The organism is Bradyrhizobium sp. A5, from assembly GCF_042076515.1.
Lineage (GTDB): Bacteria > Pseudomonadota > Alphaproteobacteria > Rhizobiales > Xanthobacteraceae > Bradyrhizobium > Bradyrhizobium cosmicum.
In genome coordinates this window covers 1,975,057-2,002,038 of sequence record NZ_CP148990.1, presented here as the reverse complement: position 1 = coordinate 2,002,038, position 26,982 = coordinate 1,975,057, and the positions used below count along the sequence as shown (strand labels likewise).

The following is a 26,982-nucleotide window of genomic DNA, read 5'->3' as shown; positions in this document are numbered from 1 at the left end:
CAGCCGGCGTGTAAGCATGACCCGACTGCATTTCGCCTCCGCGCTCCTGCCTTCGGGCTGGGCCAATGACGTGCAGGTGGTGATCACCGCCGGCGCGATCGCGGAGGTGACGCCTGGCGTAGCGCCGGCCACCGGCGACGAGCGCCACGGAATCGCGCTGCCGGGACTTGCGAGCCTGCACAGCCACGCCTTCCAGCGCGGCATGGCGGGTCTTGCGGAATTGCGCGGCGCCTCCACCGATACGTTCTGGACCTGGCGCGAGACGATGTACCGCTTCGCGCTGGCGATGACGCCGGACGACGTGACTGCCGTTGCGACGCTGCTATATGTCGAGATGCTGGAGCATGGTTTTACCCGCGTCGGCGAATTCCACTACCTGCATCACGATCGCGACGGCTCGCACTACGCCGACATCGGCGAGATGGCGGCGCGCATCGCACAGGCCGCCGAAGCTTCAAGCATTGCCCTGACGCTGCTGCCGAGTTTTTATGCGCATGGCTCGTTCGGAGGCGCAGCCCCGCATGACGGCCAGCGTCGCTTCATCTGCTCTGTCGATCAATTCGCGAGGCTGATGAGCGCTTCGCGCAAGACGATCGCGTCATTGCCGGGCGCCAATATCGGCGTCGCGCCGCACAGCCTGCGCGCGGTGACGCCGGACGAACTCGCGGCAATCGTTCCGCTTGCGGATGGCGGGCCGGTGCACATTCACGCCGCCGAGCAGGTGAAGGAAGTCGAGGATTGCCTCGCCTGGTCGGGCCGGCGTCCGGTGCAATGGCTGCTGGAGCACGCGCCTCTCGATCGGCGCTGGTGCCTCATTCACGCCACCCACACGACCGACGCGGAAGTCGCTGCGTTCGCGAAGACCGGTGCGGTGGCGGGCCTCTGCCCCATCACGGAAGCGAGCCTCGGCGACGGCATCTTTCCGGCGCGCGAATTCCTCGATGCCGGTGGCGCGTTCGGTGTCGGAACCGATTCCAATGTGCTTGTCGGCGTCGCCGACGAACTGCGCCAGCTCGAGTATGGCCAGCGCCTCAAGCATCGCCAGCGCAACGTGCTCTCCGGCGGCACAGGTCGCTCGACAGGACGCACGCTGTTCGACCACGCGCTCGCGGGCGGCGCACGAGCGCTGGCGCAGCCGACTATCGGCCTCACGCCGGGAGCGCGCGCCGATATTATCACGCTCGACACCGCCCATCCATCGCTGGCGGGGCGCGCGCGCGACGCCGTCATCGACGGCTGGATCTTTGCCGCCGGCGGCGGCGTGATCGATTGCGTCTGGGCGGGCGGCGACAAGGTCGTCGAAGGCGGCCGGCACAGATTGCGGCAAGCCGCGCGCGAGCGATTCAACGCATCGATGCGGAGGCTCGTCGCATGAGCCTCGCGACCGATGCCGCCGACCAACCGACGCTCTACAAGCGCATCCGCGCCGACATCGAGAAGCGGATCCTGACCGGCGAGTGGCCGCCGGGTCACCGCATTCCGTTCGAGCACGAACTGGTCGCGCGCTACGGCTGCTCGCGCATGACGGTGAACAAGGCACTGTCGGAGCTCGCACAGGCCGATCTGATCGAGCGACGTCGTCGTGCCGGCTCCTTCGTGCGTCGTCCGCAACATCAGTCGGCAGTGCTGAAAATCGCCGACATGCGCGCGGAAATCACCTCGCTCGGCCGCAGCTATGGCTACGAACTGATGCACCGCAAGCTGCGCACGGCGACGGCCGCTGACCGTCAGCGTCTTGGCGTGAAGAAGGCCGGCAAGGTAGTCGCGATCACCTGCCGACATAGCGCCGACAACGTGCCGTTTGCCGTCGAAGACAGGCTGATCGATCTGTCATCCGTGCCGGATGCCGCGACCGCTGATTTCTCGCGAGAGCCACCCGGTTCATGGCTGCTTCATCATGTCCCATGGACAGAAGCCGAGCATACGATCAGCGCGATCATTGCGGATGATCGTACGGCGGAAGCGCTCGACATCGCCGTCGGCGCCCCCTGCCTCGTGATCGACCGCTATACCTGGCGTAGCGCGCGCACGATCACCGCGGTGCGACTGCTATATCCCGGTGACTCTCACCGCCTTGTCGCCCGATTCAAGGGAGGCTGAGAGGACGATGTCGGCACAAATCGTGCAACGCTTCGGGCAACGGTCCGTATGGACCGATAGAGATCAACAGAACGTCAATCCATCTGGGCAAGAGGACGACAATCATGCGTAGTTCAAAAGTTTTTGCGACAATCATTGCTCTTGCGGCCTCCACTCCGGTGCTCGCCGACGACGTCAAGGTCGGCGTCGGCATCTCCGGATGGACCGGCTTCGCGCCGCTGACGCTGGCGAAGGAAGCCGGCATCTTCAAGAAGAACGGCCTCGACGTGACGATCAAGAAGATCCCGCAGAAGGACCGCCACCTCGCGATCGCCTCCGGCGACGTGCAGTGCGCGGCAACGACCGTGGAGACCTGGATATCCTGGAACGCCAATGGCGTTGCGACCAAGCAGATCTTCCAGCTCGACAAGAGTTATGGCGCGGACGGCATGGCCGTCCGCAACGATCTCGCCGCGATCAAGGATCTGAAGGGCAAGACGGTCGCAGCCTCCGCGCCCGGCACGTCGCCGTACTTCGCGCTGGCCTGGATGCTCAAGAAGAACGGTCTCACCACGAAGGACGTCACCGTCGTGAACCTCGAGCCGGCCGCTGCCGCGCAGGCCTTCGTGTCCGGCCAGAACGACGCCGCGATGACCTATGAGCCGTATCTGTCGACCGTGCGCGCCGCACCCGACAAGGGCAAGATCATCGCGACCACGCTCGACTACCCGATCGTGATGGACACGTTCGGCTGCACGCCGAAATTCCTCAGCGAGAATCCGAGGGCTGCACAAGCGCTCGCCAACAGCTATTTCGAGGCGCTCGACATGATCGCCAAGGACCAGGCCAAGGCCTATGAGATCATGGGCGCCGACGTGAAGCAGACCGGCGAGCAGTTCGGCAACTCCGCCAAATATCTGCGCTGGCAGGACAAGGCCGCAAACCAGAAGTTCTTCACCGGCGATTTCCTGACCTTCAACAAGGAGGCCGCCGAGCTCCTGCTCGAGATGGGCATCATCAAGGCCGCGCCGAAGGTCGAGGACCTCTACGACGCCAGCTACATCAAGTAACCTCCTCAACAGACATACCGGTCCCGTCTTGCGGCGGGGCCGGCAAGCTTATTCCCCTCCCGGATAGATCGTTTGATGCGTCCCCTGGATCCCGTGACATCGAAGCAGCGCGTGGTTTATGGCCTTGCGTTCTTCGTGCTGTTCGTTGCCCTCTGGTCCTGGGCGACCTTCGGCGGCCATGTGTCGAAAGTGTTCCTCGCCAACCCGCTGACCATGGTGCAGGAAGGTTACGACCTGCTTGCCAAGCAGGGTTTCGTATACGACATCGGCATGACGATCTGGCGCGTCGTCGGCGGCTTCGCACTGGCCGCCATCATCGCGGTGCCGTTCGGCGTGCTGATGGGCGCCTACAAGCCAGTCGAGGCGTTCCTGGAACCCTTCGTCTCCTTCGCGCGCTATCTGCCCGCCTCGGCCTTCATTCCGCTTTTGATCCTGTGGGCCGGCATCGGCGAGCTGCAAAAGCTGCTCGTCATCTTCATCGGCTCGGTATTCCAGATCATCCTGATGATCGCCGTGACCGTGGGCGCGACACGGCGCGATCTGGTCGAGGCGGCCTATACGCTCGGGGCCAGCGACCGCGGCATCATCCGTCGCGTGCTGCTGCCCTCCTCTGCGCCCGAGATCGCCGAAATCCTCCGGCTGGTACTGGGCTGGGCCTGGACCTATGTCATCGTCGCCGAGCTGATCGGCTCGTCCTCAGGCATCGGCCACATGATCACCGACAGCCAGGCGCTGCTCAACACCGGCCAGATCATCTTCGGCATCATCGTGATCGGACTGATCGGTCTCATCTCGGACTTCCTGTTCAAGGCGTTCAACGCCTGGCTGTTTCCGTGGAGGCTCGCATGACGATCCTCAAGGTCGAACAGGTCTCGCGAACCTTCGCCGCCCGCCACGGCAACGCGCCGACCCGGGCGGTGGAGCCGACCGACCTCACCATCGGCAACAACGACTTCGTCACCATCCTCGGCCCCTCCGGCTGCGGCAAGTCCACGCTGCTTCGCATCGTCGCCGGCCTGGACCGCCCGACCAGCGGCCGTGTGGTGCTCGACGGCCGCGAGGTCTCCGGCCCGGGCGCCGATCGCGGCATGGTGTTTCAGTCCTACACGCTGTTTCCCTGGCTGAGCGTGCGCGAGAACATCGCCTTCGGCCTGCGCGAGCGCGGCGTGCCGCAGGACGAGCGGAACAAGATTGCCGACGGCTTCATCCGCCAGGTAGGCCTCACCGGCTTCGAGAACCATTGGCCCAAGCAGCTCTCCGGCGGCATGCAGCAGCGCACCGCGATCGCGCGTGCGCTCGCCAACGATCCGAAGATCCTGCTGCTCGACGAGCCCTTCGGCGCGCTCGACAACCAGACGCGTGCGCTCATGCAGGAGATGCTGCTGGGAATCTGGGAACGCGACCAGAAGACCGTGCTGTTCGTCACCCACGACATCGAGGAAGCGATCTTCCTCGGCAGCCGCGTCATCGTGATGAGCGCGCGTCCCGGGCGGATCAAGGCCGACATTGCGATCGACCTGCCGCATCCGCGCTCCTACAAGATCAAGACCACGCCCGAATTCGTCCAGCTGAAGGAACGGCTGGTCGAGGAAATCCGCACCGAGGCGCTGAAGGTTGCCGAACATGCCTGACACCAAATCACTCGCCGACGGCCAGCGCGTGCTCGCCGACCTCAATGCACTCCGTGCCATCGGCGCCTACGAGACCGGCGTGCACAAGCCGACCTTCTCCGAGCCGCACAAGCGCTCGCTGGACTGGCTGGTGCAGAAGCTCCCCGAGGCCGGCCTCGGCGCAGGGATCGACGGCATCGGCAATGTTCTCGGCACGAGCAGCAAATCCGGACCGAAGCTGCTGGCGGGATCGCATCTGGAGAGCCAGAACTACGCCGGTTGGCTCGACGGCCCGCTCGGCGTCGTCTACGCGCTCGAAGCCGCCCGCGTCCTCAACGCCGATCCCTCGTTCAAGGGCTCGGTCGAGGTCGCCGCCTGGTGCGATGAGGAAGGTCATTTCGGCAGCTTTCTCGGTTCGCGCTCCTATGTCGGGCAAGTGACCGAAGCCGAGATCGATGCCGCGCGCGACCGCACCAACGGCCGCACCATGCGGGATGCCCTCGCCGACATGGGTCTCGCCGGACGTGCGCGACTAGCCGTCGAGAAGGGACGGCATATCGGGTATCTTGAGGCGCACATCGAGCAAGGTGATACGCTCGAGAGCGGCAAGCTCGCGATCGGGGTCGTGACCTCGATCGTCGGCATCTGGCAGTATCGCATCAATTTCGCCGGCGAGCAGAACCACGCCGGCACCACCCGCATGGCCGTGCGGAAGGATGCCGGGCTGGCGCTGGCCAAGTTCTGCGTGGCGATCGACCAGCGTTTCCCCGCCGCCTGCGGGCCGCGCACGGTCTGGACCACTGGTCGCATCACGCTCGATCCGGGCGCGCCGAGCATCATTCCGGGCGGGGCCGAAATGCTGTTCCAGATCCGCGACGACGATCCTTCCGTCATCGCGCGGCTGGAGGACCTGTTGCAGACGATGGCGGACGAAGTCAACGCGAAAGGCCCTTGCGCCGTCACCGTGACGAAGCTGCGCACCGGTGCTCCCGCCATGATGGACGCCGGCTTCCAGGACGCAATCGAAGCCGCGAGCAAGGCCATGGCTGACGGCCGATCGATCAGGATGCCGAGCGGCGCCGGCCACGATGCGCAGATGCTTGCGACCGTGATGCCGGCAGCCATGCTGTTCGTGCCGTCGATCGGCGGCATCAGCCACCATTGGACCGAGAACACCGCCGACGCCGACATCGTCACCGGCGCGCGGGTGTTCGTCGATGCCTGCAAGCGGATACTGAGTGGTTAGAACGACGTGCCGCCGCCGAACCTGAACTCCTGAACCGTGTCGTATTTGCCCTTCGACAGCGGCACGGCGTAGTCGAAGCGCAGCGGGCCGAACGGCGAGGCCCAGATCAGGCCGACGCCGACCGACGACCGCACGACGTTGCCGTCGTCATATTGCAGGCCGCAGGTCGGGCAGGCCTTGGTGTTGACTTCGCCCGTGGCCGACCACGACGTCGGCCCCTGATAACCCCAGAGTGAGCCGGCATCGGCGTAGACGGCGCCCTTCAACCCGACCTCCTTGGGCAGGAACCAGAACGGCATCTGCAGCTCCATGGAGGCGCCCCAGTACTTCGTGCCGCCGAGCGCATCGCCGGTGGCGCCGTAGTTGAGGTAGGTGATGTCGCGCGGACCGATGCCGTTGGAGGCGAAGCCACGCACGAGGTTCGGGCCCATCTGGAAATGATCCAGCATGCGCAGATCCTGGTTGCCGAGCTTGCTGAGAAGGCCGCCCTGGAGATGGATCACGCTGACGATATCGGACATGAGCGACGTGTAGTACTTGGTGTCCAGCGCGGTCTTCAGATAGGTGACGTCGCCGCCGACGCCTGCAAAGTCCTGACGGAAGTCGACCAGCAATCCGTCGGTCGGGTTCTTGGTGTTGTCCAGCGTGTTGTAGGTCAGCGTGTAGCCGAGCGCCGATGTCCAGGTCGCGCCGTTCGCCAGCTCTTTCCGGACCGGCAGGCTCGACTCGCCGTCGCCGTAGCAGCCATAGCCATAGACGCTCGAATCCGTGGCGTTGGTGGGGTCGGCGCCGCCGAGGACGTTCTTGATATAGGATGGTGTCGGGTTGTAGGCCAGCGACGCGTTGGCCGCATTGTTGTTACAGTTGTTGTAGGCGCTGGCGAGCGTGATGCTCTGCTGATAGAGCGAGTAACGAAGCTGCAGCGAGAGATCCTCTCGTAGCGCAAAGCCGAGGCGCGGCGAGAAGCCCAGCGTCGTCACCCCGTAGCTGGTATAGCTGTTCGACAATTGCTGGCGCCAGGTGACGTCCATGCCGAGGGCGAGGCGGTAGTCGAGCAGATAGGGCTCAACGAACGACAGCGATATGCCGCGCGAATACTGACCGTAGCTGACGGACGCCTTGGCATAGAGCCCCTTGCCGAGCAGGTTGCGCTCGGAGACCGAGACTTCGGCCAGTGCACCGTCGCTCGTGGAGTAGCCGCCCGAGATCGAGAAGTCGCCGGTCGACTTCTCTTCGAGGTCGACGATCAGGATCACGCGGTCGCTGGAAGAGCCGGGCTCCGTGACGATCTTGACGCTCTTGAAGTAGTCGAGGTTCTTCAGCCGGCGCTCGGCACGGTCGACCAGCGCACGGTTGTAGGCGTCGCCCTCGGAGATGTCGAATTCGCGCCGGATCACGTAGTCCCGGGTTCGCGTGTTGCCGCGAAGGTTGATGCGCTCGATGTAAGTGCGCGGGCCCTCGTCGACGTTGAACACCACAGAGACCGTGTGCGCCTCGAAGTTGCGGTCGCCACCCGGCCGCACCAGGGCGAACGCATAACCGCGGCGCGACGCCTCGATCTGCATCTCTTCGGTCGACTTCTCGACCGATTCCACGTTGTAGAGCGAGCCGACACTGACGCGCGACAGGCTTCGCAGCGAGTTCGCGTCAAAATTGGCAATGCTGGAGCGGAAGTCGACGGTGCCGACGCGGTACTGCGAGCCTTCCTCGATCTTGAAGGTGACGTTGAAGCCCTTCTTCTCCGGATCGTATTCGGTCAGCGCGGCCACGACCTGGACGTCGGCGAAGCCGTTCTTGAGATAGAAGCGGCGGATCAGGTCGCGGTCGGCCTCGACGCGATCGGGATCGTAGATGTCGTTGCTGCCGAGGAAGCTGAGCAGGTTGCTCTCATGCGTCTTGATGACATCGCGCAGGCGCGCAGCCGAGTAGGCGCCGTTGCCGATGAACTCGACCGACTTGACCGCGGTCTTGGCGCCCTCTTCCACCGTGAAGACGAGGTCGACGCGGTTGTTCGGCTGTTCGATGATTTCGGGCGTGACGCGCACATCGTAGCGGCCCGAACGCCGGTAGATCTCGGCGATGCGCAGCGTGTCCGACTGCACCAGCGCCCGCGAGAAGGTTCCGCGCGGCTTGGACTGGATCTCGGCCGAGAGCTGCTCGTCCTTGATCTTCTTGTTGCCCTCGAAGGCGACGCGACCGATCACGGCGTTCTCGACCACCGACACCACGACGCGGCCGCCGGCCTGATTGATCTTCACATCCTGAAACAGGCCGGTACCGATCAGCGCCTTCAGACCGTCGTCGATCGCGGGCTGATCGAGGCGCCCACCGGGGCCGGGCCTGAAGTAGGAGCGAACCGTCTCAGCCTCCACGCGGCGGTTACCCTCGACCACGATCGTCTCCGCGACTTGCGCGGCCGCCGGCTGCGGCAACAGCACGACGGAAATTGAACTCGCAATCGACATACCGCTCATCGCCACCGCGATCAGCCAGGCCCGCAAAACCGACATTCCACACCTCAAGAGCACGCACCTGCTCTGAAACGAAACGGCTGTGGCCGCGGTGTGGCTTTGAGATTGCTGTACTGTTTCCGGTCGTTGAGTTTGATTGGCGGATCAGCCGCGTGGGCGGAGCGGCCAGACTGGCCGCACGAAGCTTCAGCGTCGAGTGGCTCGACCCGGCAGCCATCGCGCGCGCGTTGCCCGCCCAGGCGCGCAGCAACATCGCGCAACGCGCGAATTCTTTACAGGCGCGCAGGCCGGTGCGAGAGGCCGCCACATCAGGAACTCGCATGGGGTATTCGCCGATGAGCACGATTGTCATGACCAGAACGGTGTTGCTTGCCTTCCTCGCCTCGACCTTCGCCGCTCATGCCGCAACCTCCGCCAAGCGTGAGAGGCCGCAGGCGACACCGAATGCCGTTTACGACTACGGCCCGCGCGGCCCCAACCGGACCTACCAATCGGGCCCGCGCACCCGCCTCTATGTGAGCAAGCGGTCGTGGCTGGATGGCGGCACCGAGGTGCTGCCCGGCGAGCGTAAGTTCACCGATTACGCCTTCCCGCCCGGCACCTCGTTCGCGCGTGGCAACAACAACCGGCCGCTGGACCGCCAGCCACTCTACCCCGACTCGGATCTCGGCGGATTTGCGCAGAGGATTCCGATTTCGTGGTAAGCGGTGGGCGGCTGGCTCCGTCATCCAGAGGTGCGAAGCTTGTGATGCGAAAGCATCGCAAGCGGAGCCTCGAAGGATGCACGGCCGAGATGCAGCGGGGCCGTCGCCCTTCGAGGCTTACTCTGCAGCGCTGCGCGCAGCAGAGCGCGCACCTCAGGGTAACGGTGATCAGGGGTTGAGCCCGCGTCAACGATTTTCAGATTCTCAAAGGCAGACACGCCTTTCTGTTCTCGCGGCGCGTTTCGCCCGAGCTTTGCTTGATCTCTCCACCCTCCAATCCAAGAGGGCGCAGGGAAGACCGGGTGCCGACAGGCACCCGCGGTCCGCTGCGCGAAGATGTAGCGCAAAAGAACCGCACAGCAGCATACAGGTGTCGCCGATCACTCGGCCTTCCCTGCGCGGTGGTCGGACGGCTTATGCCGTGCTCTCCCGGGAGCCGAACTTTCCTTCTGGCCTCCCTCGCCCCGCGAATTGACGATGCCGTCCGCCCGGTTGGGCTCGCGCGCATCTCCGCAAAGGGCTTGACCGTAGCAACGACGGCCAGGACCACACGGTTTTGCCGTACGCATCAGCGCCGCTCGTCCGCACGCGGCCACGGGCTCACAGGGACTACCCGCCCTGCCCTTAGCCTCTCGCGCACGACGCTGCCGCGTCCACCGCAGGCCCGGCTCGCATATCGTGACGACGTACGATCGCCCCTCAAGGATGAGCCGGGATGGACGACACATACGATATTTCCGAATTTCGGTAAAGCGGAATATTTATGCGATAAAGGCTTGACGCCCGGGCGAAACAGGGCCGATATCACCCTCGACAGCCGGCGCTCACCCGCTCCGAGATGCCCGGCAACATCTGTTTACATCCAGAAACATTTCACCTGCTGAAAGGACACGATCGCTGGGCTAATCCATGCCTTGCCCCGCCTGCCGGTGGCTGCGAATGCCGCTCCCCGTGCGGGCGAGGCCAATGGATTTCAGCCGATTTGATGCCGTCACACCCGTTCGTCGTTAGTCCGGTGCCTTCCGCAAAGGAGAACCGTTGTCCGACGCCCGCTCCGTTACGCACTGCCCTGACGCGCGCCGGATCGGCCTGCGTCGCGCTGGTCCTGGGCGGCGCAGTGGCCGGCTGCGCCGTAGGGCCGGACTATTCCGGACCGCCCAGGCTGGACTTGCCATCGCAGTGGAGTGCCAAATCGGCCTCGCGGCGGCAGACCGGCACGCTCGATCGCTGGTGGCTGCGCCTGCGCGATCCCCTGCTCAACCGGCTGATCGAACAGGCCGTCGAAGCCAACCCCGACGTCGCCAAAGCCAAGGCGGTCGTGCGTGAGGCGCGCGCCACGGTGCAGCAGACCAGCGCGGGCCTGTTTCCCTCGGTCAGCGGGACGGCCTCGGTGACCGACAACAAGGCCAGCGCCGGCTCCTCTTCCGTTCTCGTCGACAGCGCGCCCTACACGCTGCACCAAGGAAGCTTCGATTCAAGCTGGGAGCTCGACCTGTTCGGTGGCACCCAGCGGAGCATCGAGGCGTCCGTGCGCGGCGCGCAATCGGCCGAGGAGGATTTGCGCGACAGCCTCGTCACCCTGATTGGCGACGTCGCCGCCTATTACGTGGAGGCGCGCGGCTATCAGGCCCGGATCGCGCTGGCACAACGGACATCGGTGTCGCAGCGCGACACCGAGAAGCTCACCCGCAGCAAATACGACGCCGGCAGCGGCAATGCCGTCGACCTCGCCAAGGCCACGGCGCAGGCGGCGAGCACCGAAGCAAACGTGCCAACCTATCAGGCCGCGCTCGCGGGAGACATTCATCGGCTTGGCATCCTGCTCGGACGACCGCCCGACGGCGTTGCATCGCTGATGGCCCGGACCGCGCCCGTGCCGGCACCGCGCATGCCGCTCCCCACCGGACTGCCAGCCGACCTGCTCATGAGCCGTCCGGACGTCTCCAGCGCGGAACGCAAGCTGGCGCAGGCGACCGCCAAGATCGGCGCGGCCGAGGCCGACCGCTACCCGGCGGTGTCGTTGACCGGCTCGGTCGGTACCTCGGCATTACGCGCCGGCGACCTTGCCAAATATTCCAGCGTGAGCTGGTCGGTCGGGCCCTCCGTCACGGTGCCGGTGTTCGACGCGGGCAAGCGGCTGGCCACGGTCCGGATTGCGGAGGCACAGCGCGACCAGGCGTTCGCAACGTTCCACTCGACCCTGCTCACCGCACTGGAGGACGTGGAGAACGCCCTGGTGTCGTTGTCGCAGGAGCGCGTGCGCGCCGCCAAGCTGACGGAGGCGGCGAAGAACTACCGCGAGGCCGCGCGGCTGTCCCGCTCGCTGTTCGAAACCGGCAGTGCCAGCTTCATCGACGTGCTGGACGCCGAACGCTCGCTCTATTCGGCCGAGGATTCGCTGATACAGAGCAAGGTGTCGGCGGCCAGGGACTACATCGCGCTGGCAAAGGCGCTCGGCGGTGGCTGGACCGATCCGGTCGACGTATCGACACCGATCATCGTGGACACCAACACCGGACCGCATCTCCGGGAGGCTCTGAAGTGACAGGCATCATCACCCTCAAGCGCGTGAAGATCGCCGCCGCAATCGTCGCGGTGGCCGCGATTGGCGTGGTCGCGGCCTCGCGTTTCCCGGGAACGTCGAGCAAAACCCAATCCTACATCACCGCGCCGGTCGCGGTCAGCGATCTGCGCGAGGAAGTGCTCGCCAGCGGCACGCTCAAGCCGGCGCGGCTGACTGCCGTCGGTGCGCAGGTCTCGGGCCGGATCACCGCGCTCAACGTGCGCGTCGGCGACACGGTCAAGGCCGGCGACGTCATCGCCCAGATCGACCCCATCACCAAGCAGAACGATCTGCGCAGCTCGGAGGCCTCGCTCAAGAACTATCGCGCGCAGAAGACCGAGAAGGAGGCCGCGCTGGTGCTGGCCGAGGCGAACCTGGCACGCCAGCAAGCGACATTGGCGCAGCGCGCGACGTCCCGCAGCGATTTCGACAGCGCGGATTCGACCGTGCGCCAGACCCGCGCCCAGATCGCCGCGCTGGACGCCCTGATCGTGGGCGCCGAAGCCAGCGTCGAGACGGCGCGGGTGAATCTCGACTACACCCGCATCACCGCGCCGATCGACGGGACGGTGCTCGCCACGGTGGTTCAGGAGGGGCAGACGGTCAACGCGGTGCAGTCCGCGCCGACCATCGTCGTGCTCGGCCAGCTCGAGACGATGACGGTGCGGGCGGAGATCTCCGAGGCCGACATCGTCAAGGTCAAGCCCGGACAATCGCTCTACTTCACCATCCTCGGCGACCAGGACCATCGCTATGAGGCCCGGCTGGATCAGATCGAGCCGGCGCCCGAATCGATCAAGACGGACGCCAGCTTCTCCTCGACCACCACGTCCAGCTCAAGCTCGAGCTCGTCGAGCTCGACCAGCACGGCGATCTACTACATCGGCGTCTTCAACGTCCCCAACAAGGACTATGCGCTGCGGACCTACATGACCGCCGAGGTGCACATCATCACGGGCGAGGCCAGGCGCGTGAAGGTCATTCCGGCGCTGGCGGTGATGCGGAAGTCGGACGGACGCAGCACGGTGCGTACCCTCACCGCGTCCGGCGACGTCGCCGAGCGCGAGGTCAAGACCGGCCTCAACGATCGCACCACCGTCGAGATCAAGTCCGGCCTCGACGAGGGCGAGCGCGTCGTCACCGGAGAGGCCAGCGAGCAGACCGCATCGCGCGGCATGCAAGGCGGCGGTCCGCCGGGAGGGGGAGGTCCCTGACATGATCCCTCATTTGGCCGATCCGATCATTGCGCTCGAGAATGTCCGGCGGGAGTTCGCTGCCGGCGACACACGCGTGGTTGCGCTCGACGACGCCTCGCTGAGCATCCAGCCCGGCGAGATGGTCGCGATCATCGGCTCGTCGGGATCCGGCAAATCGACGCTGCTCAACATCCTCGGCTGTCTCGACCGCCCGACATCCGGCACCTATCGCGTCGCCGGCAAGAACGTTTCAGAGCTCGACGCCGATGCGCTGGCGGCGCTGCGCCGCGAGCATTTCGGCTTCATCTTCCAGCGCTATCATCTGCTCGGGGACCTTTCCGCCGCCGCCAATGTCGAGATTCCCGCCGTCTATGCCGGCATCAATGCGCGCGAGCGCCGAACGCGCGCGAACGAACTGCTCGAACGACTTGGCGTGGCGACCCGAAGCGGTCATCGCCCGAACCAGCTCTCCGGCGGCCAGCAGCAGCGCGTCTCGATCGCGCGAGCCCTGATCAACGGCGCCGAGGTGATTTTGGCGGACGAACCGACCGGCGCCCTCGATCGGCGCAGCGGCGAGGAGGTCCTGAAGATCCTGAAGGAGCTGCATCGCGAGGGACGTACGATCATCATCGTCACTCATGATGCCGATGTCGCCGCACGGGCCGAGCGCATCATCGAATTACGGGACGGCAAAATCGCCTCCGATCGCCGCACTGAAACCGCCGCCACGGCAGAACCTGCCGCCAAGGTCTCCCGATCCGCACGGGACAGCGGAGTCGGCTGGTTCAGCGCGATGGGACGCCTGAGGGAGGCGTCGCGTATGGCGTTGGCCGCAATGGCCGCGCACCGGTTGCGTGCGTTCCTGACCATGCTCGGCATCATCATCGGCATCGCCGCGGTGTCGTCCGTCGTCGCGCTCGGCAACGCCTCCCAGCGCAAGGTGCTCTCCGATATCTCCAACCTCGGCACCAACACGATCGAGGTATTCCCGGGCAAGGACTTCGGCGATGCCCGCGCCGCCAAGATCAAGACGCTGGTGGTCGGCGATGCCCGCGCGCTCGACCGGCAGAGCTTCATTGCCGGCGTCACGCCGACTGTCTCGACCAGCACGACGGTCCGCTATCGCGGCAACGAATCCAACGTGCTGGTGAACGGCGTCGGCGAGAGCTATTTCCAGGTCAAGGGCGCCAAGCTCGCGAAGGGCCGCCTGTTCGATGCCGACGCAGTCCGCAACATCGAGCGGCAGGCCGTCATCGACGACAACACCCGAAAGACCTTCTTCTCCGACGACCAGACCTCCGGCATCGGCCGCGTGATCTGGCTCGGCAAGGTGCCATGCCGCATCGTCGGCGTGATCGCCCAGCAGCAGGGCGGATTCGGCTCGAACCAGAACCTCTCGGTCTACCTGCCCTACACCACCGTGCAGGCCCAGTTCACCGGCGACCGCGCGCTGCGCAGCGTCCTGCTCCGGATCAGCGACGAGGTCTCGACCACGCTGGCCCAGGACGCAGTGACCACGCTGCTGACACAGCGGCACAACACCAGGGACTTCGTCATCCTCAACACCGACGATATCCGCCGGACCATTACCAGCACCACGCAGACGCTTGCCTTCCTCGTGGCGGCGATCGCCGTCATCTCGCTGGTCGTCGGCGGCATCGGGGTGATGAACATCATGCTGGTGTCCGTGTCCGAGCGGATCAGCGAAATCGGCGTCCGCATGGCGGTCGGTGCCCGCCGCAGCGACATTCTCCAGCAGTTCCTGGTGGAAGCGACCCTGATCTCGTCGATCGGCGGCATCGCCGGCATTCTGATCGCGATCCTGCTCGGCGTCATCATCAACATCGCGGTGCCCGGCTTCCAGGTTACCTATTCCATGTTCTCGATCGGCGCGGCGTTCCTGACCTCGACCGGGATCGGGGTCGCCTTCGGCTTTTTCCCCGCCCGCCGCGCCGCCTTCCTCGACCCCGTAGTGGCCTTGAGCCGTGACTGACCGTAGGATTGCACCATGACCGTAGTTGTTCGGACGAGACAATCGCCCGCAAATGGATCAACGATCGGCACCCCCGATGCGATTTCAGTCATGACAAACAGCACACAGACCGTCCTGGTCATCGAAGACGACCAGCAGACCCGCGACCTCATCGCGCGTTATCTGCGCGAGCATTCGTTTTCGGTTGGCGCGGTCACGAACGGCAAAGAGATGGACCGCTATCTGTCGCAGAACCGGGTCGACCTGATCGTGCTCGACCTGATGCTGCCCGGCGAAGACGGCCTCAGCCTGTGCCGGCGGCTGCGTGCCGCCTCGTCGACGCCGATCATCATCCTCACCGCGAAGGGCGAGGACCTCGACCGGATCCTCGGCCTCGAAATGGGGGCCGACGACTATCTGCCAAAGCCGTTCAACCCGCGCGAGCTTCTCGCCAGAATCAACGCCGTGCTGCGCCGGCAATCGAGCGGGCTCGTGGCCGGATCTGCTGCAACGCGCCTGACGTTCCAGGGCTGGATCGTCGATCTCCGGATGCGGGAATTGCGCGACCCTGAAGGCGCGCAGGTGCCACTGACCAGCGCCGAGTTCGACCTGCTGCAGGCCTTCTGCGAAAGGGCCGGCCGCATTCTCACGCGCGACAGCCTTCTCAACATGACGCGCGGCCGTCCGGGCGGCGGCTTTGGCCGCAGCATCGACGTGCTGGTCAGCCGGCTGCGCCGCAAGCTCGACCGGACCGAAGGCACATCCATGATCCGGACCGTCCGCACCGGCGGCTACATCTTCACGCCGGTGGTGAAGGAAGCATGAACCGCGCACGGGACATCGTCGCACTGTTCAGCTTCAGGCGGATCAGCGGCCAGATCGCGGCGCTGATCCTGGTCTCGCTGATCCTGATCCATGTGCTGATCGCCGGGTACTTCCTGCTCAACCGGCCGCAACTGCTGGCGGACAGACCGCTGGAGCAGTTCGAATTGATCACGCGGATCATCGCCAATACGCCGAAGGCGGAGCGTGCCACCGTCCTGGACAGCATCAGCCGCACCTATCCGGAACTGAAGCTGCAATTGCGGGACAACGTCTCCAGCTCCAGTGTGCCGCTGCCGGAGCGGACGCCTCTGAACATCCCGACGCCGCCTGGCGGCAAGATCGATCTCATTCGCGGATCCGCGCCCGAGGACAATCGCGTCTGGTACTATCTCGCCGGCGACGATGTGCTCGAGGCCACGATCGGATCGCCGAAGATGCCCGCCTTCGTCAGCGGTCTCTGGACCTCGACGCTGCTGTTCCTGGTGGCGAGCATGACGCTGCTCGGCATCTGGGCCGGCCGCGCGCTCTCCTCGCCCTTGTCGGGCTTCGCGCGGGCGGCGGAAAATTTCAGCCTGAACCGGTCGTCGGCGCCGCTGCCCGAAAACGGCCCCGAGGAGATCAGGTCCGCGGCGCGGGCGCTCAACCGGATGCGCGAACGCATCACCACGCTGATGAACGACAGGACCCGCATGCTCGCGGCCATCAGCCACGATCTGCGCACCCCGATCACGCGGCTGCGGCTGCGCTCCGAATATATCGAGGATCCGGCGCAGCGCATGCAGACCGTGCGCGACCTCGACCAGATGCAGTCGATGCTGGAATCCGTGCTGTCGCTGCTGCGCAACGAGAGCCCGGTCAAGCCGACACTGGTGGACGTTGCCGCGCTGCTGCAGATGGTCTGCGAGCAGTTCTCGGATTCCGGATATGCCGTGGCCTATTCCGGCCCCGACAGGGCCACCTTCGTGCTGCGGCCGGACGAGATCATCCGCGCGGTGACGAACCTGGTCCAGAACGCAACGCGGTTCGGAACCCGGGTCGATGTCGCACTGTTGATATCGGGGGATCAGCTCGTCATCGACGTCTCCGACGACGGACCTGGCATTCCCAATGACAGGAAGGCGGCAATGCTGGAGCCGTTCGTGCGGGGAGAAGAGGCGCGCACCATGGACGAGACGGCGGGATTTGGCCTTGGTCTGTCGATCGCGCAGGCGATCGTGACCGCGCATGACGGAACGCTCGTGCTGCTCGACAACGCGCCAAAAGGCCTGCGCGTCCGCCTGCAGCTCGCCGCGACCAGCGACGGCCCACGCGCGCCCCGGACATAAAGTCGCGGCAATCGCAGGGCTAGTCGAACGCCCCGCCCCTGCTTCCTCCGGAGTTCCCATGCATTCCGCCGACCGGCCGGCGACGCGCCTTGCGACTCGGCTCGCCTTCCTCGTCGCGGGCTTCGGCATCGCGTGCTGGGCGCCGCTGGTGCCGTTCGCGAAGACGCGGCTCGGCGTGGACGACGGCGTGCTCGGGCTGCTGCTGCTCAGCCTCGGCATCGGCTCGGTCGTCGCGATGCTCATGACCGGCGTGATGAGCGCGCGCTACGGCAGCAAGCCGATCATCATCGCGGGTGGGCTCGGTCTGGCGCTGGTGCTGCCGCTGCTGGCTGTCGCGAGCACGCCGGCCACGCTGGCGCTCGCGCTGTTCGCCTTCGGCGCGGCGCTCGGCTCGATCGACGTCGCCATGAACATCCATGCGGTCGAGGTGGAGCGCGACGCGGGACGTCCGCTGATGTCCGGTTTCCATGCCCTGTTCAGCATCGGCGGCTTCGCCGGATCGGCGCTGATGACCGCGCTGCTGTCGCTGCAAACAGGCGCGCTCGCCAGCACGCTGACCTGCTCGGTCCTGATGCTGATCGCGATGCTGATCAGCTGGCCGCGCCTGCTTTCCTCGGTGCAGGTCCAAGACGGGCCGCTGTTCGTGCTGCCGCATGGCTCGGTGCTGCTGCTGGCGCTGCTGGGCGCCATCACCTTCCTCGTCGAAGGCGCGATGCTCGACTGGAGCGCGCTGCTCGTGATCGGCGCGGGCCTCGTCTCCGAGACGCAGGGCGGGATCGGCTACATCGTGTTCTCGATCGCGATGACGGTGGGGCGGCTCGGCGGCGATGCCGTCGTCGCGCGCGTCGGGGATCGCGCGACGTTGTTCTGGGGCAGCCTCATTGCAATCGCTGGCTTCGCGGTCCTGCTCACTGCGCCCGTTGCCGCGGTCGCCATAATCGGCTTCCTGCTGATCGGCCTCGGCGCGTCGAACCTCGTGCCGGTGCTGTTCCGCCGGGCGGCGCGGCAGACGGTGATGCCGACGGGGCTCGCCGTCGCGGCGATCACCACCGCGGGCTATGCCGGAATCCTGGTCGGTCCTGCCGGTGTCGGTTTCGTTGCACGTCTCGGCGGACTGCCGATGGCATTCTGGATGCTGGCCGCGCTGATGGGTCTCGTCACGCTGTCGGCCCGCATCGTCACGCGCCAGCGCGCCTGAGTCGTCTCACAATTTGCTCAGCCCGATCGACCTGATCACGGGCGCCAGGCTCGCCGTCGTCGCCTCGACGATGCGCTGGAATTTCTCCGGGCTTGAATCGCTATCGGGCTCCAGGCCCTGGGCGCGGTAGCTCGCCAGAAGCGCCGGATCGGACATGGCCAGCCGTGTCGCCTGTGCAATCCGGTCGATGATCGCATCATCGGTGCGCCTGGGTGCGAAGATGCCGAACCATCCCTCATAGCGAAGGTCCGGCATCCCGGATTCGACGGCGGTCGGAATTTCCGGCGCACCGCTGAGCCGCTTCTCGGTGGTGACCGCGAGCAGCCTGACCTTCCCGGCCTCGCCGAGCTCCTTCAATTGAACGGACATCACGCCAATGATGAGCGAGATCTGGCCGCTGACGAGGTCGTTGGCCGCCTGCGACATCCCCCGATAAGGCACGTGGACGATATCCAGCGCGCCGGCCTGCTGCTTGAAGGATTCGCCGACCAGATGGTTTCCGGTGGCGATGCCGGGCGTCCCATAGGAGAGCTTTCCCGGATTGGCCTTGGCGTAGGCGATCAACTCGCGCAGGTCTGTGACCGGCAGCGACGGATGCACGGCGAAAACCAGCGCAGTGCTGATCAAGCGGTAGATCGCGCGGAAATCGTCGACGGAATAGCCGGGATTGGCCGAGGTCAGGGGAATGATGACCTGCGTGGAGCCGTTGCCGAGCAGCAGCGAGTAGCCGTCGGGCGCCTCGCGCGCGACCGCAGCCGTCCCGATCGCGCCGCCGGCACCGCCGATATAGTCGACGAAAGTCGGCCCGAGCAGCGATGACATCTTGTCCACCCAGGGCCGCCCGATCTGGTCCCCTGCCCCGCCGGCCCCGTACGGATGCACAAGGCGAATGGGGCGGGACGGATAATCAGCACTATGTGCGCCACGCGACAGTGCTGCCAGCGCTGCTGCGCCCGATAAGGCATGGACGAACTGTCGGCGCGAGACGGAAGGCATCATCGAATTCCGGAAGTCGGTGGTCACTGTCGAGGCGGTCACGCGAGCCTAACCCATTCCGTTTCAAGTATTATTTCAGCGACCCGGTCGACCCAAGCCGTACACGCAGGGCTGCCGGCCGCCCCCAACGCTTTCCGCCGGTTTACTGTACGCCTCGTTCTGATAGACCAGAAAGTAATACCTTTGGACTCCCGTTGCGGGGGCAATGGCGCGTGCCAGACCATCACGAAGACCCGGCCATTTCCTTTGGGCCATTTCGACTGTTTCCGAAGTCCCGGCTCTTGGAGAAGGAGGGCTCGCCGCTCCATGTCGGCGGCCGCGCGCTCGACATTCTCATCTTCCTCGCCGAGCGTCCCGGCGAAGTCGTCGACAAGCGCGAGCTGGTCAAGCGCATCTGGGCCGACGTCAATGTCGACGAGGGCAGCCTGCGCTTCCATGTCGCAGCTTTGCGCAAGGTGCTGGGCGATACCGGCAAATCGGCCCGCTATGTCGTCAACGTGCCCGGACGCGGCTATTGCTTTGTCGCCTCGTTGGCTCAGCCGGCCGCGGCCGCCGCGCAGCCGACCATCGACATCCTGCCGCCTCGCTCCCTTCCCGCACAGCTCTCGAAGATGGTCGGGCGGGAGGAGATCGTCGAAAAGATCTCGAACGGGCTGTCGCTGCATCGCTTCATGACCGTGGTCGGCCCGGGCGGCATCGGCAAGACCGCCGTCGCCGTCACCGTCGGGCATCGTCGTTCCCAGGATTTCGGCGGGCGCGTCTTCTTCGTCGACTTCGGTCCGCTCAGGGATGCCAGCCATATCGCCACCACCATCGCCTCCGCGCTCGGACTGACCATCAGCGCGGAGGATCCGACACCGGCCCTGCTGACATTTCTGAAGAGCGGCCCGACCCTGGTGATCTTCGACGGTTGCGAGCACGTGCTGGACGCGCTGACGCCGCTGGTCGAGCGCATCGTCCGCGAAGCGCCGCAGCTTCGCGTGCTCGCGACCAGCCGCGAGTCGTTCCGAAGCGAGGGCGAGCGCATCTTCCGGCTGTTCCCGCTGGACTGTCCGCCCGAGCGCGAGGGCCTGGATGTCGCCGAGGTGCTCGCCTATCCCGCGGCTCAGCTCTTCGTCGAGCGCATCGCACAGAGCTCGGGTCCGTTCCAGCTCAGCGCGGAGGAAGCGCCGCTCGTCGCCAGCATCTGCCGGCGCCTCGACGGCATTGCGCTGGCGATCGAGCTTGCGGCAGGCCGCGTCAACGCCTACGGCATCGCCGGCACGGCCTCGCTGCTCGACAGCCGTTTCTCGCTGCAATGGCGAGGGCGACGCACCGCCGTGCCGCGTCACCAGACGCTCGCCGCAGCGCTCGACTGGAGCTATGATCTGCTGTCTCCGGCCGAGAGTGCCACCCTGCGGCGCCTTTCGGTGTTCGCCGGACCCTTCGCACCGGAAGCGGCTGCCACGATCGCGGCCGGCGACGGACTCAGCACAGCGGAAACGCTCGAGGGGATCGACAGCCTGGTCGCCAAATCGCTGATCGCGCCGTCAGGCTCGCGGACGCTGCGCTATCGCTTGCTCGACACCACCCGCACCTACGCGCACGCAAAGCTCAACGAACTCGGCGAAACCAGGCAGGTCGCGCAGCGCCATGCGGAGCATTTTCGGGAGTTCTTCGAGCGCGCCGACGCCGACACGTCGACGCCGCTGCCCGAATGGCTCGGCATCTATGGCGCGGAGCTGGACAATGTGCGCGCGGCGCTGGACTGGGCCTTCGCCCCCGACGGCGACACGGCGCTTGGAATCAGGCTGACGGTTGCCGCGGTCACGTTGTGGGTCCGCCTCTCCTTGTTCGCCGAATGCCGCGAGCGCACCCGGACGGCGCTCGCCGCGCTCGGCGACAACGGCGACGACCGGTCCCGCATGCAACTGCTGTCCGCACTCGGCTGGTCGCTGATGTATGGCGAGGGCCGTGCCCGTGAGGCGCGCCCGATCCTCGAGACGACATTTGAACTGGCGGAAAAGCTCGACGACAAGGACTTTCGCCTGCGCGCACTCTGGGGCCTGTCCATCGACCAGTTCAACAACGGACAGTTCGGCAAGGCACGAGCGCTGGCTGATCGTTTTGCCAGCGTCGCCGCGAACTCGCCGGACCGCACCGACATCATGCTGAGCGACCGGCTGATGGCCGTGGCCCTTCACTTCCTCGGAGACCAGACCGAAGCCCGGCTGCGCATCGACAGGGTGAATGCCTCGCTGCACTTGCTGGCGGAGAAGCCGAAGATCTTCCCGCTCGATCTCAGGATATCGACGCAATACTTCCGCGCCCGCATCCTGTGGCTCCAGGGCCAGGCCGACCAGGCCCAGGCGCTCGCCGCCAGAAACATCGAGGAAGGCCGCGCGAACGGCCACGCGCTGACGTTCAGCAGCGTGCTCGGACAGGCCGCCTGCCCGATCGCGTTCTGGGCCGGCGATTTTGAGGCCGCGGAGCGCCACGGCGCCGAGTTGCTCGAACACACCGAGCGCCACGCCATCCGGCTGTGGGGTCTGTGGGCGCGGGCCTTCAACGCCGCGGTCATGGCAAGGCGCGGCGATCTCGCGACCGGCCTGCCGCTGCTGCGCGAGGAGCTCAATCGCGCCGGCGATGCACGCTTCCTGCCGCGCTTCCTCCCCCTGCTCGGCGAGCTTGCCGCATGCTCCGGAGAGGCCGACCAGGTCGACCGCGGCCTCGACGTGATCGAGGACATCCTGACCCGCTGCAACGACCGGCAGGAGCTCTGGTATTTGCCGGAGCTGATCCGCATCAAGGGCGAGTTGATGCTCAAGAGCGCGCGGCATTCCGGGGACGCCGAAGCGCGCTTTCGCGAAGCCATGGGCATTGCTGCCCAGCAGGGCGCACCCTTCTGGCAGCTGCGCTGCGCCACCAGCCTCGCGCGTCTGATGAGCGCGGCTGGCCAGAATGCAGAGGCCCTGGCAATTCTGGAACGCACATGCGGGCCGTTCACCGAGGGCGCAGACATCGCCGATATCCGCAGCGCGCGGGACTTGATCGAGCAGCTCCGGACCTGACGGATCTGCCGGCGGCGTTTCATCCAACCCGCGGAATGAATCCGGGCACGCCGGTCTCCACAACCGAATTGAACCGGATGTTGGTCGTGATCCTGTCCCGCATCTCCCGCATGGCGTCTTCAGGCAGCGTCGAAATATCGAAATTCTCCTGGATACGTCGAGGATTGGTCGAAGTCGTCAGAAAGGCCGAGCCGCGCTGGACAGCCCATGCCAGCGCAATCTGGGCCGGCGTCTTGTTCAGGCGTTCCGCGATCGCCGTGATCACCGGATCGGCCAGGAGGTTCGGCTTCATCGCGTGTCCCAGCGCGGCAAACGCCTGCAGGACAATTCCGTGCTCCCGGCAGAAGTCGAACAACTCCCATTCAGGAAGATACGGATGCGATTCGACCTGCACCATGGCAGGCCTGATCCGCGCGACCGCAACGATCTCGCGCAGCTTCTCCAGAGCAATGTCCGACAGGCCGATCGACTTGCAGTGCCCCTCGTCGACGAGACGCTCCATGGCGCCCCAGGTCTCAGCCAGCGTGACGCCGCGATCATAAACGACTCCACCGCGCTCATCTCTCGGGTCCTGCTCGTCTCCGGGTTGAAAGGCAAAGGGGGTGTGGATGATGTAGCAGTCGATATCGTCGACTTGCAGCCGCCGGCGGCTCGCGTCGAAGGCAGGCTTGACCCGCTCCGGCCGGTGATTGGTGTTCCATAGCTTCGTCGTCACGAACAGGTCCCGGCGCTGAAGTGTTCCCGCCTTGAACGCTTCCTGCACCGCATCGCCGACCGCCTCTTCATTGCGGTAGCGCTCGGCACAATCGAGATGACGAAATCCTGCCTCCAAAGCAGCCTTGGTCGCCTTCCCGGTCACGTGCGGATCCGGAATGAGCGTGCCAAATCCCACAGCGGGGATTGTCCCGGACGCATGTGTGGGAATCCTGGTGTAGCGAAGCGAATCCGTCGTCATGCTGATGCTCCTTTGTTTGACCTCGGCTCCCCCACAGGCGGAGGACGAGGTGATTGAAATTGATGATGCGATGTCATTTCACTGCTCCACGGCGTTAGCCAGCCGGACGCGGCTTGCGGACAAAGAAGACGAGCGGGATCACGACGAGCATGGCGAACATCAGGATCTCGAACTGGTCGATGACCGCCACCGTGGCCGCCTGGCGCGTGACCATGCCGTTGAGCGCGGCAAGCTCCGGCTTGCCGATCGAACCTCCCACGTAAGCCGCGACACGGTACGGCGTGAGGTTCCTGGCGAGTGCGATATGCACCGCTTGCGTGTTGGCGTAGAAGAACAGCTGGACCACCGCGATGCCGATGGTGCTGCCGTAGAGCCGCGACAGGTTGATCAGCGCGCTGCCTTCCGGGCGAAGCTTCGGATCGAGCGTGCCGAAAGCCGCCCGGGCGAGCGCCGGCAACAACATGCCGATACCGGCCCCCTGAAGCAGGCCGGCCTCGACCACCGGCCGCCAATCCATCGCCGGTGAATAACCGAGCATCAGCCAGTTGGCGTAGACGACCAACGTCATTCCACCAATGAGGAACGGCCGGTAATCGACCTGCGCCGGAACCAGGCTGGTCAGCACCAACGCTCCGACGAGCGCGATGCCGCGCGGAATGGTCATGTAGCCGGTGGTGTCGACCGGGTAGTTGAGCAATTCCTCGAGCATCGGGGACGTCAACGCCAGAGTCGGCAGCAGGACGAAGCCGAGCGCGAATGAGATCACCGTCGAGAGGACCAGATTGCGGTCCCTGAACAGCGCCGTGCGGAGGAAATGCTCTCTTCTCGTCATGACGTGGACGATGAAGAGATAGAATCCCACGACCGAGGCGATTGCTTCGACCCAGATCTCCGTCGAGGCGAACCATTCGAGGCGTTCGCCGCGATCCAGCAGCATTTGCAGCCCGATCATTCCGACGGAGAACGTCGTCAGACCGAAGAAGTCGAAGGACTGGCTCCGCTCCGTCCGCTTCTCGCTCAGTTGCCGGGCGATCGTCAGGAAGACGAAACCTGCCATCGGCAGGCTGAAGTAGAAGATCGATGGCCAACCATAATACTCGCTGAGCCAGCCACCTATCGCGGGGCCGCTGCTGATGCCGAGCAGCGAGCAGACGGTCCACGCCAGGCTGACGCGCGCATGTCGCGGCGGCGTTGTCGCCTCGAGCAGGATCGCGAGCGAAAGCGGCGCAAGCGGCCCGCTTGCCAATCCCTGGAGGATGCGCGCCAGCACGAACTGGATCGACGTCATCGCCAGCGTATTGAGGGCAAGACCCAGCATGAAGATCGTCACGGCGGATTGATAGACCACCTTCCGCCCATAGCGTCCCGCCAGCCATTGCGTGATCGACATGGTGACGGCGCTCGCGGCGATATACGAGGAAAACACCCAGCCGACCTCGTCATTGGCCATCGAGAGGGTCGCCTGAATGTGGGGCAGCGCTGCGTTCGGTATCGAAATGTTGACGGCCTGCATGTAGGTCGCCATGAGCGCGGCCACCGCGAGCGCGTGATGACCACGCGGTGCGGCGACAGATGGGAGCGGCGTACTCATTTGCCCTCCGTCGCGAGCGCGGGCTGGAGCAGATGCGGCCAGGTGCGGCGATAACCGGTATCGACCCGCGCCGTGACGCTGATGCCAGAGAACAGCGGCCGGCTTGGGTCGAGATCGTCCAGTTCGAGGCGCACCGGCAGGCGCTGGACGACCTTGACCCAGTTTCCGGTCGCATTTTCGGGCGGCAAGAGCGAGAAGTCCGACCCGGTGCCCGGACTCATGCTGACGATATGCGCCTTGAACTTGCGATCCGGATAGGCATCGACGTCGATCATCGCTTCCTGACCCGGGCGCATATGGGTCAAACCGGTCTCGCGGAAGTTAGCTTCAATCCAGATATGCCGGCTCGACATCAGTGAGAACGTCGCTGTACCGGCATTGACGAAACCACCGATCTGCAGATCGTCCACCTTCGTCACGATACCGTCCTCGGGCGCCGTCACGGTGGCATAGGAGAGATCGAGCCGCGCACGGTCGAGCTGGGCCCGTGCCGCGCGAACGGTCGGATGGCGATCGACATCAATATCGGCATCGCCATTGAGGGCGACGATCGTATTGGCGATCTGCTGTTCGATCGAGCCTATGCGGTGGTGCGCAATCTTCATGTTCGTCTCGGCCCGCTCATAGACCGCGCGCGGCGTGAAGTCGGACGCGACCAGCATCTTCTTGCGGTCGAACTCACGCTCGTCGAAGGCAGCCGATTCCCTGGCCGATTGTAATTCGGCCTGCTGCTGACGGAAGGTCGCCTTGAGCGAGTCGATCTGAAGGCGCGCGCTGCCGAGCCGCGCTTCCGCCTGATCGACTGCAATCTGGTAAGGCTCCGGATCGATCCGGAACAGGACCTCGCCCTGTCGGACACGCTGATTGTCCCGAACGGCGATTTCGACGGCCTGACCGGAAACCCGGGAGTTGATGGTCACCTTGGCGGCGCGAACGAACGCGTCGTCGGTCGAAACGTACTGTTCCTGGGCGAGATAAATGGACGCTCCGACCGCAGCTACGATCATCGGGACCGCGAGCATCAGGGGCCGTCGCAACCGCCTCCCGAGTTTCGATCCGGGCAACGACCCGGCAGCTTCGCTCCTGCGGAAGCTTCTGCGATCGCCCCACCAGCCGGCGATTGGCGCGAAATTGAAACGCATCGAAAGGCCTCTATCTTATTTACTAACGTTCGTTACAAATATTGTACTCCGATGCGGCGATCAAGATGGCGCCCATTGATTTTTATAACGATCCATACAAATATATGTGCGGAACGTGGCAACCAGGGTTCTGACGATATGGCACGGAAAAAGAACGAGACGAGCCCCGCACGCCGGGGACGGCCGCCGGCCTACGACGCGGAGACGGCCCTCAAGCGGGCAACCGAGACCTTCTGGAAGACGGGCTATTCCGGAACGTCCCTCGACAAGGTGGCGGAAGCCACCGGCATGAGTCCCCCGAGCCTCTATGCGGTCTTCGGCAACAAGCACGCGCTCTATCTCGAAGCGCTCGCACGCTATTGGGAGATTAGCCTGACCGCAACGCGCGAGGCGCTGGCGGGAGACCGTCCCCTGGACGAGGCGCTGATGCTCGCCTACGACGCGGCGCTGTCGATCTATTTCTCGGGCAAGGGACACGCGCGCGGCTGCTTCGTGGTCGGGACCGCAGTCACGGAGACTGCGGAAGATGCAGCGATCCGGAAGAGCGTTGCGACGGGGCTTCGCGCGATCGACGCCGATTTCGAGGCGCGGTTTCGGCTGGCCCAGGACAAGAGCGAGTTGAAGCGCGATGCTGATCCCGCGACGCTCGCCATCCTGGCGTCGGCCACGATGCATACGATCGCGATCCGCGCCAGGGCCGGAGCTAGCCGCGCCGAGCTGAGGGAAGTCGCCCGGAAGGCGGTGAATGTGATCTGCGGATGACGAGAGATTCGCCGGGCGGCAACGCGTTCTCAAGACTGGAAAACTCTTGCCGGCACGCGAAGAGGACATTTCGTACATGCTGCTCCCCGCGCTCCGGTGAAAAGTTGACGAACGCCTCCGAACCGAGCCCAGGCGCTTTCGAGCGCCGTCGGCCCGACGATGACAGCATCGTAGGTTGATCGACGATCTCGGAGGCTTTCATGGCAACTCCGCGCCCGGCGGCAGTA

The 26,982-nt window shown here is 65.3% G+C and carries 20 protein-coding genes; 15 read left to right on the top strand and 5 right to left on the bottom strand.

What is annotated here, in order from left to right:
• Positions 1 to 16: 16 nt before the first annotated feature.
• The 6 genes from WHZ77_RS09410 to WHZ77_RS09385 all read left to right on the top strand — a co-directional run bounded on the left by WHZ77_RS09410 (position 17) and on the right by WHZ77_RS09385 (position 6,005).
• Positions 17 to 1,375, top strand: coding sequence for a formimidoylglutamate deiminase (locus WHZ77_RS09410; protein WP_375313420.1), 1,359 nt, complete (start codon positions 17 to 19; stop codon positions 1,373 to 1,375).
• Positions 1,372 to 2,100, top strand: a complete 729-nt coding sequence (gene hutC / locus WHZ77_RS09405; RefSeq protein WP_375313419.1) for a histidine utilization repressor — start codon at positions 1,372 to 1,374, stop codon at positions 2,098 to 2,100. The genes WHZ77_RS09410 and hutC overlap by 4 nt, the downstream gene beginning before the upstream one ends.
• 104 nt (positions 2,101 to 2,204) lie before the next feature.
• Complete coding sequence (locus WHZ77_RS09400) at positions 2,205 to 3,149, top strand: ABC transporter substrate-binding protein (protein WP_375313418.1); 945 nt, start codon at positions 2,205 to 2,207, stop codon at positions 3,147 to 3,149.
• 75 nt (positions 3,150 to 3,224) lie between these two features.
• Positions 3,225 to 3,998, top strand: a complete 774-nt coding sequence (locus WHZ77_RS09395) for an ABC transporter permease (protein ID WP_151650662.1) — start codon at positions 3,225 to 3,227, stop codon at positions 3,996 to 3,998.
• Positions 3,995 to 4,780 (top strand): ABC transporter ATP-binding protein, encoded by a 786-nt coding sequence (locus tag WHZ77_RS09390; protein WP_375313417.1) that lies wholly within the window; start codon positions 3,995 to 3,997, stop codon positions 4,778 to 4,780. The genes WHZ77_RS09395 and WHZ77_RS09390 overlap by 4 nt, the downstream gene beginning before the upstream one ends.
• Entirely contained in the window at positions 4,773 to 6,005 is a 1,233-nt protein-coding gene (locus WHZ77_RS09385; protein ID WP_375313416.1) for a Zn-dependent hydrolase, read from the top strand. Before WHZ77_RS09390 ends, WHZ77_RS09385 begins: the two co-directional genes overlap by 8 nt.
• On the opposite strand, the gene bamA is transcribed toward WHZ77_RS09385, so the two are convergent.
• Positions 6,002 to 8,479 carry an outer membrane protein assembly factor BamA gene (bamA, locus tag WHZ77_RS09380; protein ID WP_375314690.1) on the bottom strand — a complete coding sequence of 826 codons (2,478 nt, stop codon included), beginning with the start codon at positions 8,477 to 8,479 and terminating at the stop codon, positions 6,002 to 6,004. The two genes, WHZ77_RS09385 and bamA, sit on opposite strands and share 4 nt — an antisense overlap.
• A gap of 317 nt (positions 8,480 to 8,796) precedes the next feature.
• On the opposite strand from bamA, the gene WHZ77_RS09375 reads away from it, so the two are divergent.
• The 7 genes from WHZ77_RS09375 to WHZ77_RS09345 all read left to right on the top strand — a co-directional run bounded on the left by WHZ77_RS09375 (position 8,797) and on the right by WHZ77_RS09345 (position 18,259).
• Positions 8,797 to 9,180 (top strand): hypothetical protein, encoded by a 384-nt coding sequence (locus WHZ77_RS09375; RefSeq protein WP_375314689.1) that lies wholly within the window; start codon positions 8,797 to 8,799, stop codon positions 9,178 to 9,180.
• Positions 9,181 to 10,165: 985 nt separating this feature from the next.
• Positions 10,166 to 11,725 carry an efflux transporter outer membrane subunit gene (locus WHZ77_RS09370; RefSeq protein ID WP_375313415.1) on the top strand — a complete coding sequence of 520 codons (1,560 nt, stop codon included), beginning with the start codon at positions 10,166 to 10,168 and terminating at the stop codon, positions 11,723 to 11,725.
• Positions 11,722 to 12,957: an efflux RND transporter periplasmic adaptor subunit gene (locus WHZ77_RS09365; protein ID WP_375313414.1), complete on the top strand. Its 1,236-nt coding sequence runs from the start codon at positions 11,722 to 11,724 to the stop codon at positions 12,955 to 12,957. Before WHZ77_RS09370 ends, WHZ77_RS09365 begins: the two co-directional genes overlap by 4 nt.
• Before the next feature lie 13 nt (positions 12,958 to 12,970).
• Positions 12,971 to 14,932: a MacB family efflux pump subunit gene (locus tag WHZ77_RS09360; RefSeq protein ID WP_375314688.1), complete on the top strand. Its 1,962-nt coding sequence runs from the start codon at positions 12,971 to 12,973 to the stop codon at positions 14,930 to 14,932.
• 90 nt (positions 14,933 to 15,022) lie between these two features.
• A complete protein-coding gene (locus tag WHZ77_RS09355) occupies positions 15,023 to 15,736 on the top strand; it encodes a response regulator (protein WP_375313413.1) in 714 nt (237 codons plus the stop codon).
• Positions 15,733 to 17,061: an ATP-binding protein gene (locus WHZ77_RS09350; protein ID WP_375313412.1), complete on the top strand. Its 1,329-nt coding sequence runs from the start codon at positions 15,733 to 15,735 to the stop codon at positions 17,059 to 17,061. The genes WHZ77_RS09355 and WHZ77_RS09350 overlap by 4 nt, the downstream gene beginning before the upstream one ends.
• A gap of 58 nt (positions 17,062 to 17,119) precedes the next feature.
• Positions 17,120 to 18,259: an MFS transporter gene (locus tag WHZ77_RS09345; protein WP_375313411.1), complete on the top strand. Its 1,140-nt coding sequence runs from the start codon at positions 17,120 to 17,122 to the stop codon at positions 18,257 to 18,259.
• Between the two features lie 6 nt (positions 18,260 to 18,265).
• On the opposite strand, the gene WHZ77_RS09340 is transcribed toward WHZ77_RS09345, so the two are convergent.
• Complete coding sequence (locus WHZ77_RS09340; protein WP_375314687.1) at positions 18,266 to 19,255, bottom strand: Bug family tripartite tricarboxylate transporter substrate binding protein; 990 nt, start codon at positions 19,253 to 19,255, stop codon at positions 18,266 to 18,268.
• A 212-nt stretch (positions 19,256 to 19,467) separates the two neighbouring features.
• Between WHZ77_RS09340 and WHZ77_RS09335 the strand changes: the two genes are divergently transcribed.
• Positions 19,468 to 22,305, top strand: coding sequence for a winged helix-turn-helix domain-containing protein (locus WHZ77_RS09335; RefSeq protein ID WP_375313410.1), 2,838 nt, complete (start codon positions 19,468 to 19,470; stop codon positions 22,303 to 22,305).
• Between the two features lie 19 nt (positions 22,306 to 22,324).
• Here WHZ77_RS09335 and WHZ77_RS09330 read toward each other — a convergent pair whose 3' ends face one another.
• The 3 genes from WHZ77_RS09330 to WHZ77_RS09320 all read right to left on the bottom strand — a co-directional run bounded on the left by WHZ77_RS09330 (position 22,325) and on the right by WHZ77_RS09320 (position 25,858).
• On the bottom strand, positions 22,325 to 23,260 hold the full coding sequence (locus tag WHZ77_RS09330) for an aldo/keto reductase (RefSeq protein WP_375313409.1): 936 nt from the start codon (positions 23,258 to 23,260) through the stop codon (positions 22,325 to 22,327).
• Positions 23,261 to 23,354: 94 nt separating this feature from the next.
• Entirely contained in the window at positions 23,355 to 24,851 is a 1,497-nt protein-coding gene (locus tag WHZ77_RS09325) for an MDR family MFS transporter (protein ID WP_375313408.1), read from the bottom strand.
• Positions 24,848 to 25,858, bottom strand: a complete 1,011-nt coding sequence (locus tag WHZ77_RS09320) for an HlyD family secretion protein (RefSeq protein WP_375313407.1) — start codon at positions 25,856 to 25,858, stop codon at positions 24,848 to 24,850. The genes WHZ77_RS09325 and WHZ77_RS09320 overlap by 4 nt, the downstream gene beginning before the upstream one ends.
• Before the next feature lie 273 nt (positions 25,859 to 26,131).
• On the opposite strand from WHZ77_RS09320, the gene WHZ77_RS09315 reads away from it, so the two are divergent.
• On the top strand, positions 26,132 to 26,755 hold the full coding sequence (locus WHZ77_RS09315; RefSeq protein WP_375313406.1) for a TetR/AcrR family transcriptional regulator: 624 nt from the start codon (positions 26,132 to 26,134) through the stop codon (positions 26,753 to 26,755).
• Positions 26,756 to 26,982: the final 227 nt, after the last annotated feature.

Bases quoted from the DNA above. Each gene is read 5' to 3' on its own strand.
- bamA (WP_375314690.1), bottom strand. From the start codon at position 8,479: ATGAGCGGTATGTCGATTGCGAGTTCAATTTCCGTCGTGCTGTTGCCG.
- WHZ77_RS09325 (WP_375313408.1), bottom strand. From the start codon at position 24,851: ATGAGTACGCCGCTCCCATCTGTCGCCGCACCGCGTGGTCATCACGCG.
- WHZ77_RS09410 (WP_375313420.1), top strand. From the start codon at position 17: ATGACCCGACTGCATTTCGCCTCCGCGCTCCTGCCTTCGGGCTGGGCC.
- WHZ77_RS09355 (WP_375313413.1), top strand. From the start codon at position 15,023: ATGACAAACAGCACACAGACCGTCCTGGTCATCGAAGACGACCAGCAG.
- WHZ77_RS09385 (WP_375313416.1), top strand. From the start codon at position 4,773: ATGCCTGACACCAAATCACTCGCCGACGGCCAGCGCGTGCTCGCCGAC.
- WHZ77_RS09390 (WP_375313417.1), top strand. From the start codon at position 3,995: ATGACGATCCTCAAGGTCGAACAGGTCTCGCGAACCTTCGCCGCCCGC.
- WHZ77_RS09340 (WP_375314687.1), bottom strand. From the start codon at position 19,255: ATGCCTTCCGTCTCGCGCCGACAGTTCGTCCATGCCTTATCGGGCGCA.
- WHZ77_RS09350 (WP_375313412.1), top strand. From the start codon at position 15,733: ATGAACCGCGCACGGGACATCGTCGCACTGTTCAGCTTCAGGCGGATC.
- WHZ77_RS09320 (WP_375313407.1), bottom strand. From the start codon at position 25,858: ATGATCGTAGCTGCGGTCGGAGCGTCCATTTATCTCGCCCAGGAACAG.
- WHZ77_RS09395 (WP_151650662.1), top strand. From the start codon at position 3,225: ATGCGTCCCCTGGATCCCGTGACATCGAAGCAGCGCGTGGTTTATGGC.
- WHZ77_RS09400 (WP_375313418.1), top strand. From the start codon at position 2,205: ATGCGTAGTTCAAAAGTTTTTGCGACAATCATTGCTCTTGCGGCCTCC.
- WHZ77_RS09330 (WP_375313409.1), bottom strand. From the start codon at position 23,260: ATGACGACGGATTCGCTTCGCTACACCAGGATTCCCACACATGCGTCC.
- WHZ77_RS09345 (WP_375313411.1), top strand. From the start codon at position 17,120: ATGCATTCCGCCGACCGGCCGGCGACGCGCCTTGCGACTCGGCTCGCC.
- WHZ77_RS09315 (WP_375313406.1), top strand. From the start codon at position 26,132: ATGGCACGGAAAAAGAACGAGACGAGCCCCGCACGCCGGGGACGGCCG.
- hutC (WP_375313419.1), top strand. From the start codon at position 1,372: ATGAGCCTCGCGACCGATGCCGCCGACCAACCGACGCTCTACAAGCGC.
- WHZ77_RS09370 (WP_375313415.1), top strand. From the start codon at position 10,166: ATGCCGTCACACCCGTTCGTCGTTAGTCCGGTGCCTTCCGCAAAGGAG.
- WHZ77_RS09375 (WP_375314689.1), top strand. From the start codon at position 8,797: ATGGGGTATTCGCCGATGAGCACGATTGTCATGACCAGAACGGTGTTG.